The sequence below is a fragment of the Roseovarius spongiae genome, from assembly GCF_003651245.1.
Classification (GTDB): Bacteria; Pseudomonadota; Alphaproteobacteria; order Rhodobacterales; family Rhodobacteraceae; genus Roseovarius; species Roseovarius spongiae.
In genome coordinates, this window is the sequence record NZ_RAPE01000010.1 from 1 (window position 1) to 17,748 (window position 17,748).

At 66.3% G+C, this 17,748-nt stretch carries 18 protein-coding genes and 1 pseudogene; 1 reads left to right on the plus strand and 18 read right to left on the minus strand.

Annotated features, from left to right (window positions below):
• Positions 1-123: 123 nt before the first annotated feature.
• From tnpC to D6850_RS18770, 15 genes and pseudogenes are all read right to left on the minus strand, one after another.
• A pseudogene (gene tnpC, locus D6850_RS18700) lies at positions 124-1,479 on the minus strand (IS66 family transposase); the annotation flags it as partial.
• Positions 1,480-1,533: 54 nt separating this feature from the next.
• Positions 1,534-1,884, minus strand: coding sequence for an IS66 family insertion sequence element accessory protein TnpB (gene tnpB / locus D6850_RS18705; RefSeq protein WP_121169143.1), 351 nt, complete (start codon positions 1,882-1,884; stop codon positions 1,534-1,536).
• On the minus strand, positions 1,884-2,297 hold the full coding sequence (gene tnpA, locus D6850_RS19875) for an IS66-like element accessory protein TnpA (RefSeq protein WP_281272602.1): 414 nt from the start codon (positions 2,295-2,297) through the stop codon (positions 1,884-1,886). Before tnpA ends, tnpB begins: the two co-directional genes overlap by 1 nt.
• A 114-nt stretch (positions 2,298-2,411) precedes the next feature.
• Positions 2,412-3,809 carry an NADH-quinone oxidoreductase subunit N gene (locus D6850_RS18715; RefSeq protein WP_121169144.1) on the minus strand — a complete coding sequence of 466 codons (1,398 nt, stop codon included), beginning with the start codon at positions 3,807-3,809 and terminating at the stop codon, positions 2,412-2,414.
• 1 nt (position 3,810) lies between these two features.
• Positions 3,811-5,289, minus strand: coding sequence for a complex I subunit 4 family protein (locus D6850_RS18720; RefSeq protein ID WP_121169145.1), 1,479 nt, complete (start codon positions 5,287-5,289; stop codon positions 3,811-3,813).
• Between the two features lies 1 nt (position 5,290).
• The gene (locus tag D6850_RS18725) at positions 5,291-7,186 is read right to left on the minus strand and encodes an NADH-quinone oxidoreductase subunit 5 family protein (protein ID WP_121169146.1); all 1,896 of its coding nucleotides are present in this window, start codon (positions 7,184-7,186) and stop codon (positions 5,291-5,293) included.
• The gene (nuoK, locus tag D6850_RS18730) at positions 7,186-7,491 is read right to left on the minus strand and encodes an NADH-quinone oxidoreductase subunit NuoK (protein ID WP_121169184.1); all 306 of its coding nucleotides are present in this window, start codon (positions 7,489-7,491) and stop codon (positions 7,186-7,188) included. The genes D6850_RS18725 and nuoK overlap by 1 nt, the downstream gene beginning before the upstream one ends.
• A gap of 1 nt (position 7,492) precedes the next feature.
• Entirely contained in the window at positions 7,493-8,089 is a 597-nt protein-coding gene (locus tag D6850_RS18735) for an NADH-quinone oxidoreductase subunit J family protein (protein ID WP_121169147.1), read from the minus strand.
• Positions 8,086-8,979 (minus strand): complex I subunit 1 family protein, encoded by an 894-nt coding sequence (locus tag D6850_RS18740; RefSeq protein ID WP_121169148.1) that lies wholly within the window; start codon positions 8,977-8,979, stop codon positions 8,086-8,088. Before D6850_RS18740 ends, D6850_RS18735 begins: the two co-directional genes overlap by 4 nt.
• Positions 8,976-9,854, minus strand: a complete 879-nt coding sequence (locus D6850_RS18745) for a hypothetical protein (RefSeq protein ID WP_166434132.1) — start codon at positions 9,852-9,854, stop codon at positions 8,976-8,978. The genes D6850_RS18740 and D6850_RS18745 overlap by 4 nt, the downstream gene beginning before the upstream one ends.
• Positions 9,845-10,189 carry an NADH-quinone oxidoreductase subunit A gene (locus D6850_RS18750; RefSeq protein ID WP_245964267.1) on the minus strand — a complete coding sequence of 115 codons (345 nt, stop codon included), beginning with the start codon at positions 10,187-10,189 and terminating at the stop codon, positions 9,845-9,847. Before D6850_RS18750 ends, D6850_RS18745 begins: the two co-directional genes overlap by 10 nt.
• A 123-nt stretch (positions 10,190-10,312) precedes the next feature.
• Positions 10,313-11,194 (minus strand): DUF305 domain-containing protein, encoded by an 882-nt coding sequence (locus D6850_RS18755; protein ID WP_166434133.1) that lies wholly within the window; start codon positions 11,192-11,194, stop codon positions 10,313-10,315.
• A gap of 93 nt (positions 11,195-11,287) precedes the next feature.
• Positions 11,288-11,704: an ion channel gene (locus D6850_RS18760; protein ID WP_121169151.1), complete on the minus strand. Its 417-nt coding sequence runs from the start codon at positions 11,702-11,704 to the stop codon at positions 11,288-11,290.
• 15 nt (positions 11,705-11,719) lie between these two features.
• On the minus strand, positions 11,720-12,139 hold the full coding sequence (gene cueR, locus D6850_RS18765; protein WP_121169152.1) for a Cu(I)-responsive transcriptional regulator: 420 nt from the start codon (positions 12,137-12,139) through the stop codon (positions 11,720-11,722).
• A 13-nt stretch (positions 12,140-12,152) separates the two neighbouring features.
• Positions 12,153-14,660, minus strand: a complete 2,508-nt coding sequence (locus tag D6850_RS18770; protein WP_121169153.1) for a heavy metal translocating P-type ATPase — start codon at positions 14,658-14,660, stop codon at positions 12,153-12,155.
• A 141-nt stretch (positions 14,661-14,801) separates the two neighbouring features.
• On the opposite strand from D6850_RS18770, the gene D6850_RS18775 reads away from it, so the two are divergent.
• The gene (locus D6850_RS18775; protein ID WP_121169154.1) at positions 14,802-15,008 is read left to right on the plus strand and encodes a heavy-metal-associated domain-containing protein; all 207 of its coding nucleotides are present in this window, start codon (positions 14,802-14,804) and stop codon (positions 15,006-15,008) included.
• Positions 15,009-15,083: 75 nt separating this feature from the next.
• Here the strand turns inward: D6850_RS18775 and D6850_RS18780 are convergent, their stop codons facing one another.
• The 3 genes from D6850_RS18780 to D6850_RS18790 are packed head-to-tail and all read right to left on the minus strand — an operon-like array spanning position 15,084 to position 17,679.
• Complete coding sequence (locus D6850_RS18780; RefSeq protein ID WP_166434135.1) at positions 15,084-15,803, minus strand: DsbA family protein; 720 nt, start codon at positions 15,801-15,803, stop codon at positions 15,084-15,086.
• Between the two features lie 11 nt (positions 15,804-15,814).
• Positions 15,815-16,291: a c-type cytochrome gene (locus D6850_RS18785; RefSeq protein WP_121169156.1), complete on the minus strand. Its 477-nt coding sequence runs from the start codon at positions 16,289-16,291 to the stop codon at positions 15,815-15,817.
• Positions 16,291-17,679 (minus strand): multicopper oxidase family protein, encoded by a 1,389-nt coding sequence (locus tag D6850_RS18790; protein ID WP_121169157.1) that lies wholly within the window; start codon positions 17,677-17,679, stop codon positions 16,291-16,293. The genes D6850_RS18785 and D6850_RS18790 overlap by 1 nt, the downstream gene beginning before the upstream one ends.
• Between the last annotated feature and the right edge of the window lie 69 nt (positions 17,680-17,748).

Here is a 17,748-nt window from a genome sequence, read left to right on the forward strand (position 1 = left end):
GACTTGCATTCAGATAAGGTCAAAGACGCTCTCGCACGAAAAGGACGCCCGTGTCGCGCTGAACTCGAGGACCAGCTTTCAATGTTTCCAAGCACTTATGAAGGGGGTGCATAATGACCAACCAACGGCGATCGGGCGGATCAGGTTCTCGACGCTGTTGGAGTCGATCTCGACGCGGCCGTCACGGAGGAAGGTCTGCAGGCCGTCCCAGTGGGGATGGATATAGGTCAATTTTTCACCGAGCCGGGATTTCGCCGACACGCGCAGTCGCTGCTCCTGCAGCCAGTCGCCGAACGCCGCGACCAGCGGCACCGTTCGCGCTTGCCGGGCCGAGAGCCGTTGCCCGGGGGCGCAGCCGCGGATATCAGCCTCCACGGCGTAGATCTCGGCGATGCGGCGCAGGCCCTCGGCAGCGATCTCGGACCCGTCGCGGTCGAAGATCTCCTTCAGCTTGCGTCGGGCATGCGCCCAGCAATGCGCCACACGGACGGGATCACCGCCCTTGCGAGAGGGACGCGTCAGGCGATTGTAGGCTTGATAACCGTCGAGCTGCAGGATCCCGTCGAAGCCACGAAGGAACGTTTCGGCGTTCTTCCCACCGCGATCGGGGGCGTAGAAGAAGACGACCCCTGGCGGGTCGGCGCCGCCCCACCTGCGGTCGTCGCGGGCCAGTGCCCAGAGATAACCGGTCTTGGTTCGTCCGCGCCCCGGTTCCAGAACCGGCGCCGTCGTCTCGTCCATGAACAGCTTGGTGGACGTCTTCAGGTGTTCGGCCAGCCGGTCGACGACGGGTTTGAGATGGAACCCTGCGACCCCGACCCAGTCGGCCAGGGTGCCGCGGTCGATGGTGACGCCCGACCGCGCGAGCATCTGGCTTTGGCGGTATAACGGCAGATGATCCGCGTATTTGCTGACCAGGACATGCGCGATGGCCCCTTCGGTCGGCAGGCCGCCCTCGATCAGGGCGGCGGGGGCCGGTGCCTGCGTCACGCCATCCGTGCAGGCGCGGCAGGCGTATTTGGGGCGGACAGTGACGATCACGCGCAGTTGCGCCGGCACGATGTCCAGCCGGTCGGTGCGGTCCTCGCCGATCTTGTGCATCTGCCCGCAGCCGCATGGGCAGACGAGGCTGTCGGGTTCGACGATCCGCTCGATCCGGGGCAGGTTCTCGGGCAGGTTGCCGCGGTTGCGCCTGGCCACCCGTTTGCGTTTCGGCGCGGCATCGCCGGGCGCTTGATCCTGTTTCTGTTCCTCGGCCTCGGAGACGGCAATCTGCAGATCCTCGAAGGCCAGTTGCCGGTCGTCCTCGTCGAGCTTCTCGGACTTCTTGCCATACACGACGTGGTTCAACTCGGCGACCAAGTGCTCGAGACGCCTGTTGATCTCCTTGAGATTGGCCGTCTCGCGTAGCAGCGCGGCGACAGCGTCGCGCTGGTCCTCGGGAATGGCCGAAAGGTCGATATCAGGCAGGGCCGACATGCCCCGAGCATACCCTGAACCGACTGGAAATGCGCGCCAAATCAGTCGCCTGATTCATTCCGCCGCAGCCGGTCGGCGCACGTCCAGCGCCTTCACCCGGCGCCAGTCCAGGCCGGCAAACAGGGCTTCGAACTGCGCCCGGTTCAGCGTCATCACGCCGTCCCGGATGGCAGGCCAGGTGAAGATCGTTTCCTCCAGCCGTTTATAGGCCATAACGAGACCGGTCCCGTCCCAGAACAGGATCTTCAACCTGTCGGCCCGCTTCGCGCGGAATACGAACATCGTGCCCGTGAACGGGTCCTCCTTCAGCACCGACTGCACCAGCGCGGCCAGGCCATCATGCCCTTTCCTGAAGTCGACCGGCTGCGTCGCCACCAGGATGCGCACCTTATGCGCGGGCAGCATCACGCGCGCGCCCCGATTGCCCGGACGAGCTCGGCGATGCGCTTGGCGGGCGTGTCGGCGTCGAGCTCGATCACCACGTCGCCGACAGCGATCCGAACATCGCGCCCGGCGGCGCTGCCCTCCGCCTCGGGCGTCGGCGCCTCCGCGTCGCAGACCACGAGCGGCGCGAACATCGCCTCATCCCCGCTCTGCTCGTCGGCCGGCAAGACCAGCTTTCCGTCCTTCGCCAAGCGCCGCCATTCCGAGAGCCGGTTCGCGCGCAGCCCATACCTCTCGGCAACCCCGCGAACCGTAGCCCCGGGCTCAAGCGTCTCCGCCACAATCTGACCCTTGAGCGCATCAGGCCACCGCCGTCGGCTCGAAGCGGAGCTACGCGCTCCACCCGACCGGAAAAACTCCAACGTATCCTCCACGGAGAAACTCCATCCCTGTTCCAAGACAGGAACGGATTCTCAGAAACGGCTGTTCAGAAAAAGGTGGGGTCCAGGTCGCGCTTACAGTCGAGGGTCGTCAGCTTGCCGTGCTGTTCACGGCAGGACGACCCCTCCGAAAGCTTGGGCGAGGAACGGGCCGCTCAGGAGCCCCAAACCGATCAGCGCAATGGCACAAAGCACGGCTATTGCGCCGCTGGACCGGCCCAACGTGGCGGACCTCGCGTCCGGTCGAGCGGTGAAATACATCGGCGCGATGACGCGAGCGTAGTAGAACAGTGACGCGACGGTGTTCAGCACCGCCGCAAGCGCGAGCCACGCATAGCCGCCGTCGATGGTGGCGATGAAGAGCCCCAGCTTGCCCACGAATCCGATCAGCGGCGGGATGCCGACGAGCGACAGGAACGCGACGATCAGCGCCGCTGCCATCGCGGGGCGGGTGCGTGCAAGGCCCGCATAGTCCGCCAGCGCCGTGCGCCCGCGCAGATGCGCAACCACGGCAAAGGCAGTCACGTTGGCCAGCGCATAGGCGGCCAGGAACCAGATCAGCGCGGGCAGCGCGCGCGGGGCGAGATCGGCCACCGTGACGGCCATCAGCGCATAGCCCGATTGCGACACCGAGGACCAGCCGATCAGCCGGCGCACATCCGTCTGCCAGAGCGCGGCGAGGTTGCCCAGGGTCATGGTCAGAACCGACAGCGCCGCGATCAGCGGGCGCAGCATCTCGGCGTCGGGAAAGAGATGCACCAGCCGGTAAAGCGCCAGCGCCGCGCCGATCTTGGGCATCACGGTCAGAAAGGCCGCCGCCGGCACCGGCGCGCCTTCGGCGACATCGGGCATCCAGGCATGGCCCGGCACCGCGCCCAGTTTGAACGCAAGCCCGGCGACGATCAGCGCAAGGCCCGTCAGCGCCAGCGGCGAGGCGACATCCGCCCCTTTCAGCGCGGCGTAATCGCTGGTCCCGGCCATGCCCATCAACAGGATTACGCCGATCACCAGCAGCGCATTGGCGAGCGCGCCGATCAGGAAGTATTTCATTCCCGCCTCGACCGACAGCGCCCAGTCGCGGTGCCAGGCCGCCAGCACATAGCCCGTGACCGAAGACAGCAGCACCGCCATGGCCAGTTGCAACAGATCCGCCGCGCCAGCCATGGCGATGGCACCCAGCGCGGAGAACAGCGTCATGGTGTAGAACTCGCCATGCCGCCGATCCTGTTCGAACCAGCGCGGCGAAAGGATCAGGCACAGCGCCGTCGCGACCACGATCATCCCCCGCGCCCAGAGCGTCACGCCATCAAGCGCCCAGGTGCCCGAGAAGGTCAGCCGCGCTTCGCCCGCCTGCGCGACGGCCCAGAGTGCCGCCACCGCGAGCGCGGCGAGGGCCAGCGCGAGGCACCACCCCAGCCGCCACTGCGGCAGCACCATCGCCAGCAGCAATGCCGCGATGGCCCCCGCGATCAGCGCGATCTCGGGGCCAAGATCGGCGACGGGCATCTCAGCCGCCCCCGAAGGTCAACGTGGCACCGGCGCCGATCATGTCCAGCAGCCAGGCCGGCCAGACGCCGATCAGCACGACCAGCGCCAGCAGCACGGCGAGGATGCAGATTTCCGTGCGCGTCAGGTCGGTAAAGTCGTCGAGCACGGGCGGCCGGTCGCCGAAGAAGATCCGTTGCAACATGCCCAGAAACAGCGCGGCCGAGACGATCAGACCCAGCAGCGCCAGCGCCGCCAGCCAGGGCCAGACGGCGAAGGCGCCGATGAAGATCTGCACCTCGGCCACGAAGCCGGCCAGCCCGGGCAGGCCCAGCGAGGCGAAACTCGCCAGCCCCATCGCCGCCATCATGCGCGGTGCGTTGCCCGCCAGCCCGCCGTAATGACCCAGTTGGTAGTCCTGCGTGCGCGCCCAGAACGCGCCGGCGATCAGGAACAGCGCGCCGGTGATCAGGCCATGCGCCACCATCTCGACCATCGCGCCAGTCAGCGCCAGATCGCGCGCGGCCTCGTGTCCGGTGACGGCGGAACCCGCGACGGCGATGCCCAGCACCGCATAGCCCATGTGGTTCACGGACGTATAGGCGATGCGCCGCTTCAGGTTCTCCTGCGCGAAGGCGACGATGCTGCCCCAGAGGATCGAAATGAGCGCGAGGATGCCGATGGCCAGCGCATAGGTGGCAAAGGTCTCGCGCATCATCTGCATGGCGATGCGCACAAGGCCATAGGTGCCCATCTTGAGCAGCACCCCGGCAAGGATGGCCGAAGCGGCGCCCGGCGCGTCCACATGCGCGGGCGGCAGCCAGGTATGCACGGGGAAAAGCGGCGTCTTGATCGCGAAGCCGATCACCAGGCCGAGAAGGATCAGCCCGGCGCGCAGATCCATCCCCGCCACCGGCTGCAGCGCGATCAGATCGCGCATGTCGAAGGTCAGCGGGTCGGTCATCAACACCAGCGCGATGATCGCCAGCAGGATCAGCAGCGAGCCCGCCAGCGTGTAGAGAAAGAACTTGAGCGCCGCCCGCTGCGCCTCGCCATGCCCCCAGCGGCCGATCAGGAAATACATGCCGACAAGGCTGAGATCGAAGAAGACGTAGAAAAGCAGCAGATCGAGCGTGAGAAACAGGCCCAGCGACGCGCCTTCGAGGAACAGGAACCACGCATAATACTGCCGCGCATTCACTTCGCGCTCCATCGGCCAGGCGATGGCGGCGACGAACAGAAGCCCGCTCATCAGTGCCAGCGGCAGCGATATGCCATCGACGCCGACCCGCCAGGCGACACCGAGCGCGGGGATCCACGGGATCTCCATCTCTGCCTGGAACCCGGCGCCGGGGGTGAAGCGCGCCCAGACCACGACCAGCGCCAGCAGCGCCAGCGCCGCCGTGGCGACAGCGATGGCGCGCGAGGCGCCCGCCGACAGGGGCGCAAAGGCCAGCAGAGCGGCGGCGGCAAAGGGCAACAGGATGGCGAATGTCAGCATGTCAGACCTTTCCGAAGATCACGAACAGGATGGCCAGCGCCGCGCCGATCCCGAAGATCGCGTAATAATGATGCGACAGCCCGGTTTGCAGCCGCCGCGCATCCGCGCCGGTCCGCCCGGTGATGCGCGCGGCGCCTTCGGGCAGACCATCGGCGAGGATTTCGCCGGGCTTGTCGCTCAGCCTTGCGAGGGCGCGCGTCATGGCGGCCACCTGCCAGACGGCGGCGTTGATGATGCCCCTGTCGGCCTGCATCGCGCCCCAGGCACGCCGCCCGCCCCGCGCTATGTGCTGCGCGCCCGAGGCTGCACCGCGCGGGATCGCGTCCAGCACGGCGTCGTCCAGATGTGCGGCAAGGGCCGCGAGGCGCTCGAATGGCCGCACGATGCCGTGCCCGATCAGCGCGGGCAGGCCCAGCCAATCGGCGGCTTGCGGCTCTGGCGCAGTCTCGCGCCGCGCCAGTGTCAGCCCGGCCAGCAGGCCGATGGCGACCAGCGCCAGCGAGGCGGCGATTTCCAGCGATCTGGTCTCGGGCAGGCGCAGCGGCAATGAAGCCTGCACCGGACCCAGCCACAGCAGGCCGAGTGCGGCGCAGGCCAGGGCCAGCACACCGAGCGCAGCAATCTCGGGCCAGCGCGGTCTTGCCTCGGGCTCTGCGCCGCCGGGCCCATAGGCCAGCCACCAGAACCGCGCGGCATAGGCGGCCGAAAGCGCCCCCGCAACCATCACGGCAAGCCCCAGCCAGAGGCTTTCGTGCATGGCTGCGGCGGCGATCTGCTCCTTGCTCCAGGCCGCGCCCATGGGCGGCACGGCAGCCAGCGCCAGCGCGGCCAGTGCGGTCAGCCCGGCTGTCCAGGGCAAGGCGCGCCCGAACCCCATCTCGCGCAGCCGGTAGGTTCCGGCGGCCTCTCCGGCGATCCCGGCAGACAGGAACAGCGGCGCCTTGAACGCGGCATGCGTCACCAGATGCGCCACCGCGACGCCCGGATAACCCGCACCGACCGCGATGAACATCAGCCCCAGCTGCGCCGAGGTCGACCCCGCCAGCAGCTTTTTCGCATGGCCCTGCATCACCGCCACCGCACCGCCCGCCAGCGCGGTGAACAGGCCGAGCGCGATGACCGCGCCGCTCCAATAAGGCGCCGGGGCAAGCCACGGATGCAGCCGCGCCAGAAGGTAGGCCCCCGCCGCCACCATCGTCGCCGCATGCAGCAGCGCCGACACCGAGGACGGGCCGTCCATCGCGCGAAACAGCCACGGCGCGAACGGCCCCTGGCCCGCCTTCGCCGCAGCCGCGATCAATATCCCGAACGCGGCCAGCGCCAGCGGCGCATCCTCCAGCCGCCCGAGTGCGGCGTAATCGAGCGCCCCCGCGCCGCCCCATGTCGCCATCAGCGCGAGGAACAGGCCCAGATCGCCCAGCCGTGTCGTCACGAAGGCATAGCGCCCCGAGGCCATGTTCGCGCGATCGCGCCAATGGTGCCCGATCAGCGCCCAGGAGCAGAAGCCCATGACCTCCCAACCGATCAGCAGCGACAGCAGGTCGGCGGCGACGACCGCCAATTCCATCGCGCCGATGAATATCAGCATCAGCCCCAGCAGCCGCGCCAGCCCGCGCGCCTCTTCATGCGCGGCGGCAAAGACCAGCACCGCCAACGCCACCGCCGGAACGGTGATCGCGACCGCCGCCGAAAGCGGCGTCAGCGCCAGGTGCAACTCCAGCCCCGCGCCCCAGGCGAAACCGTCCTGCCACTCCTGCGCGGCGGCCAGCACCGCCAGCACTAGCGTCCCCGCCGCCGCGCCACCGGCCATCGCCCCGAGGCGCAGGCGGCTGCCGTCGCCCGAGGCCCAGAGCGCCAGCCCGGCAAGAGCCGGAAAGAGGGGGAGTGCCCAAAGCATCAGTGTTTCATTGTGGTCAGACTTTCGGTCATGTCCGCCTGCCGCTTGCGATAGACCGCGACGACAAGGGCGAAACCCACCGCCATCTCGACCGCCATCACCGCCATGACGATGATCGCCAGAAGCTGACCCTCGGGCGCGCCGCCAAGGCTGAAGGACCAGAAGCCCATCATTGCCAGGATCGCGCCGTTCAACATCAGCTCCAGCCCCATCATCAGCATCACGAAGCTTTGTTGCGACAGTGCGCCGTAAAGCCCGATGCCGATCAGCGCGGCGGCGACGATGAGGACGGAAACCAGCGTCATCTCAATGCCCTCCGTGATGGTGATGGCCGCCATTCTCGGGCTTGCGCCCTGCCGGTTCGCCGCCAGGGGTCAGGCCGGGCGGCAGTGATCCGGTATCCGACGCCCCATATCGTCCCGAATGCGCCGACAGCACCACGGCGCCGATCATCGTCGCCAAGAGCGTGACACCTGCTGTCTCGAAGATCAGCATCGACGGCCCCAGCAACTCGTGGCCCAGATTGCGCACGACATCGACACCTTCGGGCACCCTTTGCACCGGCAGGTCCGACAGCAGTACCGCCGCCGTCAGCCCGGCAAAGGCGATTATCCCGGCCGCGATGGAAAAGCGGTGCTGATGCACCATGACCATCGGGTTCAGCCCGGCAGGATTCATCATGAACATGACCATGAACAGCGCCATGACCATCATCTCGACCGCCATCATGAAGATCGTGGCGATGCCGATATAGGGCGCGGCCAGAAGCACCGCGATCAGCCCCACGGCGATGAAGGACACCATCAGCTGGAACGAGGCGCGCACCATGGAATCCACGCGGAAGACGCGCCAGCCCGACCAGATCGCCAGCGTTGAGAGCGCGAGGAACAGCGCATCGGTCATGGCAGCACCTCAACGCCCACCAGCGCCAGACTGGCGAAGGAGAGCGGCAGCAGCACCACCCAGAGGAAGGTCAGCATCCGTGCCGGCGGCATCCGCACAAAGAACCGCCCGGCGGCCACCGTTGCTGCCATCACGGCCAGCGTCTTGAGCAGCAGCCAGGCCGGCCCGGGCAGCACCGGCCCCAGATAGCCGCCGAGAAAGGCCGTCGCCGCCATGGCCGAGAACGCCACCAGCATCGCCGCCCGCGCGAAGTGCCAGAGCGCCAGCGCCGGGCCGCTTTCCTCGGCCGAGGTGCCGCCCGCCAGTTCCGCGCCGTCGGCGTAATCGAACGGGCCGCGCAGGGTGATCGCCAGCCCCAGCGCCATGAAGAGCGGCAGGCCGAGTGGCTGGCGAATGACGTTCCAGATCTCTCGCTGCGCCTCGACCACCTCGACGACGGACAACGATTGCGCCGGCAGCGCGGCGCCGATCAGTACGAACATCGACAAGAGCATCGCGGGCAGCGCGATCGCGACATAGCGATAGGCGCCGATCAGCGGCAGCGGCGCATTGGGCGACCAGCCATGCAGGAAGACGACCACCACCGTCAGCGCCTCGCAGGCCCCCCACAGGACAAGACCGGTGGAGATCTCGCTGGCGACGACGTCCTCGGCCAGCGGCACCACCGACAGACCGACCAGCGCCAGCGCCAGATACCAGCCCGGCGCGAGCAGCCGGTTCAGCCGGTCGGGCGCCTCGGTTTCGGTGTTCGGGCGCAGCACCAACGCCGCCCCGTTTTGCAGCGGCCCCATGACGACGGTGCCGCGCCCGGCGCCGATGCGGTCGAACATCGCGGCCACCCACACCAGCGGCGGCAATGCCAGCAGCAAGATGAGCGTGGCGGCGATCATGCGGCTTGCCTTGGCATGCAGGCGGCGCGCAAGTGCGAGGGCAGGAAGCTGGCCAGCCACAGCACCGCCTCGGCCCATTCCAGACCGGGCAGCGCCTCCGGCAGGGGCGAAGGCCTCTCTGTCACCGTCTGGCCCCGCAGCCATGCGGCCAACCGTCGCCGCGTGCCCGACCCCTTGGGCAGGGCCAGCAACGCGCCGCGCGCCCGCGCCGCGCGCGGCGCGATCCCCATCAGCCGCAGCATCCGCGCGGCGCACAGATCGGGCGCATCGCCCTGCATTCCCTGCTCGAAGGGCGGCGAGACTACGGAGACAGAAACGATCACGTCCCCCTGCAAGGTCAGATCCAGCACCAGCCCCGGCGGCAGCATCGGCAGGAACGGGCCGAACCGCGCGTTATAGACGTCGAGCGCCAGCCCGTCGCGGATATCGTCCGCCGTCATCGCCATCGGCCGGCCATAAGGGTTGCCCCCCATCATGCCACGCCCGCCTTGCCCGTGCGGCCCCATCCCCTGCCAGGGATGCGGCGGCACGTCGGGGCGCTGGTCAGGGTCGTCCGCCCCTGCTGCCGCCCGGATCGCGGGCAGCGGATCGTCGCCTGCCACGCCTTGCCCGCGCGCAAACAGCGGTGCGGCCTGCCACCAGACCGTCCCGCGCGGCGTCGGGATCTGCGCGTGAAGCCGTTCCAGTGCGGTCTTGTGCGCGCCATCCACCGCGCCCGCGACCAGCAGCACGCGGGCGTGGCGGGGGCTGTCAACCAGACGCAGGCCGGGCCGGTGCCGCAGCCCTTCGACCGGCGCCAGACCCTGTGCGCCAACCACCGCAAAAACCGGGATCTCGGCGCCGCGCGCCAGGGCGGAAAGCCAGTTCATTGCCATCGGAACACCCCCTCGCGCCAGCCATAGAGGATACCGACGGACAGGATGCCGAGGAACATGCCCATCTCGGCCAGCGCCACCGGCCCGGTTTCGACATAGACCACCGCCCACGGATACATGAACATCATCTCCATCTCAAAGGCGATGAAGAGCAGCGTCATCGGGTAATAGCGCACATGAAACCGCTGCCAGGCATGGGTTTCGGGCAGCCCGCCCCCGAGAAAGGGCGCGCGCTGCGGCCATGTCGCATCAGTCCGCGCGCCGATCCGCTGCATCGCGACCGCAAAGGCGATGGCAAGCAGCACAAGGATGAGGGGCATTGCGATCCCGGTCATCGTCCTGTCCTCCGTTCACGTTCCGCGCGGGGTCATTCCCGACGCCTTATCACCCATTCCGTGAAGGATAGCATATCCAACCGCAGTGTCGTCCGACCTGCCGGTGCCATCCCGAAACGACGCTCACGGCGCACACCGGTAGAAGCCGCGGAACCCGGCGGTCAGGCCGGCATCCAGTTCAAGGGTCAGGTCGGCCTCCTGCATGGTTCCGTCCGCGTTCAGGGCACCGCCGCCCGGCGCGCTCACCTCTATGGCAAGACCGTCCGCGCGCGGCGCGGCGCCGGTCGCAATATCGCCTTCCGGCGCAACGTCCAGCCGCACCAGATCGCCGCTGAGTTTCACAAGGCCCGCCATGTCGTCACCGACCGAACCGATTGCGAGCACCGCGGGACTGTCGGAGGTGTAGGAGAACGTGCAGGTGGGACCATCTGGGAAAAGCCGCGCGATTTCCGCGTCACTCATGAAGCCCGGATCGAGAACCGGTATATTGGCCGTGGAAAGCGCCTGGTCGAGGCTCACGATTTCGCCGACACTCGACTCTTGCGGCTCGGACATCACGCCCGATGCCTCGATCTCGTCGACAAGATACCGCATCTGGGCAATTTCCTTGTCCTGGGCATAGATGATTTCATCGGCCAGCTTGCGCACGCGGGCATCTTCGATATTGGCCCGGCTCGACGTCATGATGGCGATGGAATGATGCGGGATCATCGCCCGCATGAAGCTGGTATCGCCGACCGTCACCTGGCTGCGCACCAGCCAGAGCGACGCTGCGAAGGCCAACGCTGCACCCGCAAAAATCGAGGCGTTGATTGTCTTGCTGGAATACATTGACAACATGAATCCGAGCATGATGAAGGCCATTGTCGCGCCCATCAGGACCGCCATGTAGGCCCGTGTCTCCGACCAGAAGACATGCGCCCAGAGGTAGGTATTGAGATACATCAGGATGAACATCACGACCGTCGAGGTTGCGATCATTGCGGCAAATCTCCAATATGACATGAGTGACCTTTCAGATTCGCGTTAAAACAAGGTAACGACCTTCCATCGCTGGAGGGTTCCAAAGCTTTGGAAAGTCCAGATATGCGGCAGGCGTCAGGAATGTCGTCTGGTCGTGACCAGAAAGATGGTCGAAGCCGAACAGCTGATCAGCAAGAAACCGTTCAGCGCCTCAATCCCCGCCAGAAAGCGCAGATGACCTGTCGGATAGATGTCGCCCAGCCCAAGGGAAGAATAATTCACCACTGAGAAATAGAACACATCCATGAACGAGTTCACGTCAGCTTGCGCAAAACCGCCAATGCCCGTCGATTGGCCGATAAAGAAGCCGACCGCGTAGAGCCCTGCCTCGGCAATATGTGCGGCCGCCAGGACGTAAAGGGCAATCAACAGTGCACCTGTGCCGGTGATGTGCTTCCGGTCGGTAAGGTGCATGGCGAATGCCATTGCACGCGCATGCAGGCCACCGCACAATCCGAAAAGAATGATGACCAGCCCTGCAGCCAGTGTCATACGCGACTGTCCCTCTTAACCGGCTTCATTCAGCAGAGCGATTTCTTCCTCTTTCGCTGCAAGATCGGCCAGGATAGGGCAGTCGGGCCGGTGGTCTCCGGCGCAGGCATCGACGAGATGCGCAAGCGTCGCGCGCATCTCCGTCAACTCCGCGATCTTCCGGTCGATCCGATCAAGCTGCACTTCGGCGATCTGCTTGACCTCGGCGCTGGTGCGACCGTCGTCCTCGTAGAGCTTCAGGAGATTGCGGCAATCCTCGATGCTGAAGCCGAGCGCGCGGGCGCGCCCGAGGAATGCCAGCTTATGCACGTCGCGGTCGCGAAAGCTGCGATAGCCGTTGGCGCTGCGCAGCGGCTTGACCAGCCCGATATCCTCGTAATAGCGGATTGTCTTGGCCGGCAGGCCGGAGCGTTCCGCGACATCTCCGATGTTCATCTCAAAATCCTCCTTATTCGGCAGGGGCGGGGTAAAGGTTGGCGGCCGGGCGGGCCGACCTCGTCTCGTCCATTGCGGGGGACACACGGCGGAGCCTGAGCGCGTTGGTCAGCACGAAGACCGAGGACAGCGCCATTGCGCCCGCGGCCAGGACCGGCGACAGCAACAGGCCGAGCGCCGGGTAAAGCACACCCGCCGCCACCGGGATCAGCGCCACGTTGTAGCCGAAGGCCCAGAACAGGTTCTGGCGGATGTTGCGCATGGTGCGGGTCGAGACCTTGTAGGCATTCACCACGCCGCGCAGGTCGCCCGACATCAGCACCACGTCGGCGGATTCGATGGCCACATCGGTCCCGGTGCCGATGGCGATGCCCACATCCGCGTGCGCGAGCGCCGGCGCGTCGTTGATGCCGTCCCCGACGAAGGCCACCTGCCGCCCGCCTTTCTCCAGATCGTCCAGTGCCGCGACCTTCCCGTCGGGCAGAACGCCGGCGACCACCTGGTCGATGCCGGTCTCGCGCGCGATGGCGTCCGCCGTCTCGCGCTTGTCGCCGGTGATCATGGCGACCTTCAGTCCCAGATCGTGCAGCGCACCGATGGCCGCCGCGCTGGAAAGCTTCACCGGGTCGGCTACCGCGATCACGGCGGCCACCCGCCCGTCGATGGCGGCGAAGAGCGCGGTGCGGCCCTGTTCGGCCAGGCGCGTTTCCGCCTCGGCCAGCGTGCCGAGCTCCAGCCCTTCGCGCCTCATCAGCCGGTCGGCCCCGACTAGGACATCACGCCCTGCGACACGTGCACGCACGCCGTGGCCGGTAATCGACTCGAAGCTCTCCACCTCATGCCGCGCCACGTTTTCGGCCCGGGCCGCGCGGACGATGGCATCGGCAATGGGATGTTCCGACTGCGCCTCGACCGCAGCGACCAGTGCCAGAACTTCGGTCCGGACGAACCCGCCCGACAGCACCATGTCGGTCAGCTCCGGACGGCCTTCGGTGACGGTGCCGGTCTTGTCGACTGCCACGACGCCGATGCCGGACAATTGCTGCAGCGCGTCTCCCTTCCGAAACAGCACGCCCATCTCGGCGGCCCGTCCGGTGCCGACCATGATCGAGGTCGGCGTGGCCAGACCCATCGCGCAGGGGCAGGCGATGATCAGCACCGACACCCCGGCCACCAGCGCATAGGACAGCGCGGGCGAGGGGCCGACGACCAGCCAGACCAGAACCGTCAGCGCCGCGAAGGCCATCACCGCAGGCACGAACCACAGCGTGATCCGGTCGACCATGCCCTGGATCGGCAGCTTGGCGCCCTGCGCCTGTTCGACCATGCGGATGATCTGCGCCAGCGTGGTATCGGCGCCGACGCGCGTGGCGCGGAACTGGAAGGCGCCGGTGCCATTGACCGTGCCGCCCGTGACCGGATCGCCGGTGCCCTTGGCCACCGGCACCGGCTCGCCGGTAATCATGCTTTCATCGACATGGGCGCTGCCGTCGGTCACTTCTCCGTCCACTGCAATCCGCTCGCCGGGACGCACGACGAGGATGTCGCCCGCGCGGATCCTCTCGATCGCCACGTCCTGCGCCTCACCGTCAACGAGAACCCGCGCGGTGCGCGCCTGAAGCCCCAGCAGTTTCTGGATCGCGGCGCCGGTGCGGCCCTTGGCGCGCGCCTCCATCCAGCGGCCCAGCAGGATCAGCACCACGATCACCGCCGCCGCCTCGAAATAGACCGCGCGCGAGCCTTCGGGCAGCAGTGCGGGCGCGAAGAGGGCCACCAGCGAAAAGAGATAGGCCGCCGAGGTGCCGACCGCGACGAGGCTGTTCATGTCCGGCGCGCCCTTGAAGAGCGCCGGGAAGCCCTTGGTGTAGAAGGCACGCCCCGGCCAGGCCAGCACGATGGTGGTCAGCACGAACTGGATCATCCAGCTTGTCTGATGGCCGATGGTGCGCCCGATCAGGTCATGCGCACCCGGCACGACATGCGCGCCCATTTCCAGAAGGAAGACGGGAAGGGCGAACGCTGCGGCCAACGCGGTTTTTCGCGCCATCGCCTTGGCCTCGCTGTCCTTGCGGGCGCTGCGATCCTCCGAGGCGGTGTCCTCTGCGGGCTCCGCAGGGTAGCCTGCGTCCTCCGCCGCCTTCAGCAAATCCGCAAGCTCCACCGCCCCTTCGGCATAGGTCACGGTCGCGGTTTCCGAGGCGAGGTTGACGTTGACCTCCAGCACACCGGGTACCGCCGCCAGCGCCTTGTCCACGCGCCCCACGCAGGAGGCGCAGGACATCGACGCCACGTTCAGACGCACATCCTGCGTCCGCGCCGGATAGCCCGCCCTATCCAGCGCTGTCATGACGTCGGAGATCCGCTCGGGCGCATCGATCTGCGCCTGCGCGGTCTCATTGGCGAGGTTCACATGGACGTCATCGACGCCCGGCAGCGCGGACAGGGTCCGCTCGACCCGCCCGACGCAAGAGGCGCAGGACATGTTCTGCACGGAAAGCCGAAGGGTTTGCGAATCTGGCATGGCGGACTCCTGTCTGGATTTGTCCGAAAGATAGGGGTTCCACTTGATGGAAGGTCAATAGGGTTCAAAAATATTCCATTCCGTCCTTGACCTTCCTGCGGTGGAAGACCTCACCTGAGTTGGCATTCGAAGGAGATAGGCATGACCAGATTGAGCGTACCGGACATGAGCTGCGGGCACTGCACCGCTGCAATCGAGAAGGCGATCAAGGCAATTGATCCAACCGCCAGGGTTTCCTGTGACCTTGGGGCGCATATTGTCGAGGTGGAGAGTTTTCTAAGCGAGCGGGCCGTGTCCGAAGCAATTCGCGATGCCGGCTATGATGCAAAATCACCGGCAGCGACCTGATACGAAAGCGACCTGATACGAAAAATGGCGCCGGGGGATCCGACGCCATTTCAACACGCGACCTGATACGCAAGATCAATCGCTTTCCCGTGTCTTGTCGACCAGAGCCTCCAGTTGATCCTGTTCGACAAAGCCGGGCACAAGGTCGTCTCCGATCACGAAAGACGGTGTTCCGTTGAAGCCGAGCGCCTGGGACAGGCGCATCGATTCGTCGATATGCTCCTGCACCTCGGGCGCGTCCATATCGGTGCGCAATTGTTCGATATCGAGCCCGATCTCCTCGGCCAGGCGCATGACCGACGCCTCTTCGGCACGTTCTTCCATACCCATGAGCGCCCAGTGAAACTCCTCATATTTGCCCTGTTCCCTTGCGGCCAGGGCGGCTTTCGCCGCGAAGACAGACCCTTCGCTGAGAATGGGCCATTCGCGATAGACGAGCCGGACATCCTGGTCGGCGTCGAGCAGCCCCTGGACCTCTGACATGGCCCGCTTGCAGTAAGGGCAGTTGTAGTCGAAGAACTCCACGACCGTGACATCACCTTCGGGATTTCCGAGGACCGGCGCGTTCGGATCACGCTCGAGCAACTGGCGCTGGTTCTTCAGAACGTCGGCAGCCGCTTCTGCCTGGGTGGCCGCCTGCTCCTGTTCGAGCAACTGCACGGCTTCCATGATGATCTGCGGGTTTTCCCGGATCGCTTCCAGCGCCAGTTCCTTGATCCGCGCATCGCTCAGGTCCTGCGCGAAGCCGGCAATCGGCATGACAGCCAGGCCAATTGCCAGCGCGGTGGTTTTCATCGGGTGCATTGTCAATTTCCTTCTCTCTGAGCTTCGGCGGCGCTGCGTTCGGCCTGAATCTGCCGTTGCCGATCCGGCCAGGTGGATTTGATATAGGCGAGAATGTTCCAGATCTGATCGTCGCTCAGTTGATCGCCGAAGCCCGGCATGCCGCTTTCAAAATCGACACCCTGAGCGGCGAGGGCCGCCTTGCCGCCGAGCTTGGTGTAGTCGAAGAGCACGCTGTCAGAGTGATGCCATGTATGGCCCGTTTCGTCATGCGGCGGAGCCGGCAACGCGCCGTCCGGTCCCGGCGAGCGCCAGTCGGGCTGACCCTCCAGGTTAGCGCCGTGGCAGGAGGCGCAGTAGCTCTGGTAGAGTTTCTCGCCCTGTCCCAGATCGGCGCTCTCTGGACGAGCGCTGGTTTCGGCCCCGGCCTGCGTCATCAGCCATGCGCTGGCGGCGGCACCGGATAGAAGCACGGCGGAAAGGAGCAGGTATTTCCGCATCACGCCACCTCCAGCCAGGTCATCATGCCCGAGTCCGCATGGCTCAGCATGTGACAGTGAAACAGCCATTTTCCCGGATTGTCGGCGACGAAAGCGATGGTCCGGGTCTCGCCGCCAAACATCAGCAGGGTGTCGCGGAAGGGGCCAAGGCCCGCGTCCCCGGTTACTTCCCGGAAATGCATCCCGTGCAGGTGCATTGCATGCGGGAACGACGTGTCGTTGTAGATTTCGAGTTTGAGCGTCTCGCCCACGGACAGGTTTGCCAGTGGCGTGTCGGTCATCCCGATCGTTCCGTTGAAGGCCCAGAATTGGTTCGCGTCGACCAGTTGGCGAAAGCTCTTGCGTTCGCCGTCCAGGATCGCTGTATCCAGCGTGCCCATTGCCCCGCCCTGCATATTCAGCCGCGCCGTGACGGCTTTTTCCATGCCGGATATGTCCATGCGTGGGTTCGGCGGCAGGGGAAGTGGCGACCCGCGACGCGCCGCCGCCGCGCGGCCCGATACCGGAAACGCTACCTGGGAGACGCCCACCTGATCCTCGATGCGCACGAGATGGGCTGCCTCGCCTGGTGCCGCGGTCACGTCCACAATCAGATCGGCGCGCTGGCCCGGCCCGAGGATCAGCACCTCGGTTACGGGTCCCGGATCGGGTAGCGGCATGCCATCGAGGGCCACGGTCCAGCCGTCCATCCCCGAAAGCGTCAGAACGAAGATCCGGGCGTTCGCCGCATTGATCAGCCGCAGGCGCAGACGCTCGTTCTGCTTCACATCCAGGGACAGATCAAAGCGCCCGTTGGTGGCGATGAAATTGCCGCGCCGTCCGGCATGACTGCGATCATGGCGTGACGTGAAGTCGGGGTCGATCTGTGCCGTTTCGGGATCGAGAAGCCAGTCGTCGAGGATCAATACTTCCTCGCGGTCGATATCCGGCGCCTCGGACTCTTCCACGATCAGCGCACCATAGAGTCCGCGCGCGACCTGCTCGGTTGACCGGTTGTGCGCGTGATACCAGTAGGTGCCGGCATCCGGTGCCACGAAATCATAGTCAAACTCCTGTCCCGGCTCGACAGCTGGCTGCGTCAGCCCGGGAACCCCGTCCATCGCGTTGTCGATGCGGATCCCGTGCCAATGAACCGAACTTGCCTGCGGCAGTTCGTTCAGGAACGATCTCTGGACGCGGGCGCCTTGAGCCATCCGCAACTCGGGTCCCGGCATCGCGCCGTCATAGCCCCAGACTTCAGTCTTGGGATAGGGCGAGGGGGCGAGTCGCACGCGCGTGGGCCGCGCCGTGAGCCGCGCGACACCTGTTGCTCCGCGGGCGGGCGCGGGCAGATTGCCCGCCGCCGCGAGCGCCACGCAGCCATTCAGAAATGTTCGACGGTCGATCATGATTTTCCTTGCGTTCGTAGAAGCTCCGCCGGAGCTGATCCAGGCCGGTTGAATCCGGAACGGACGGCA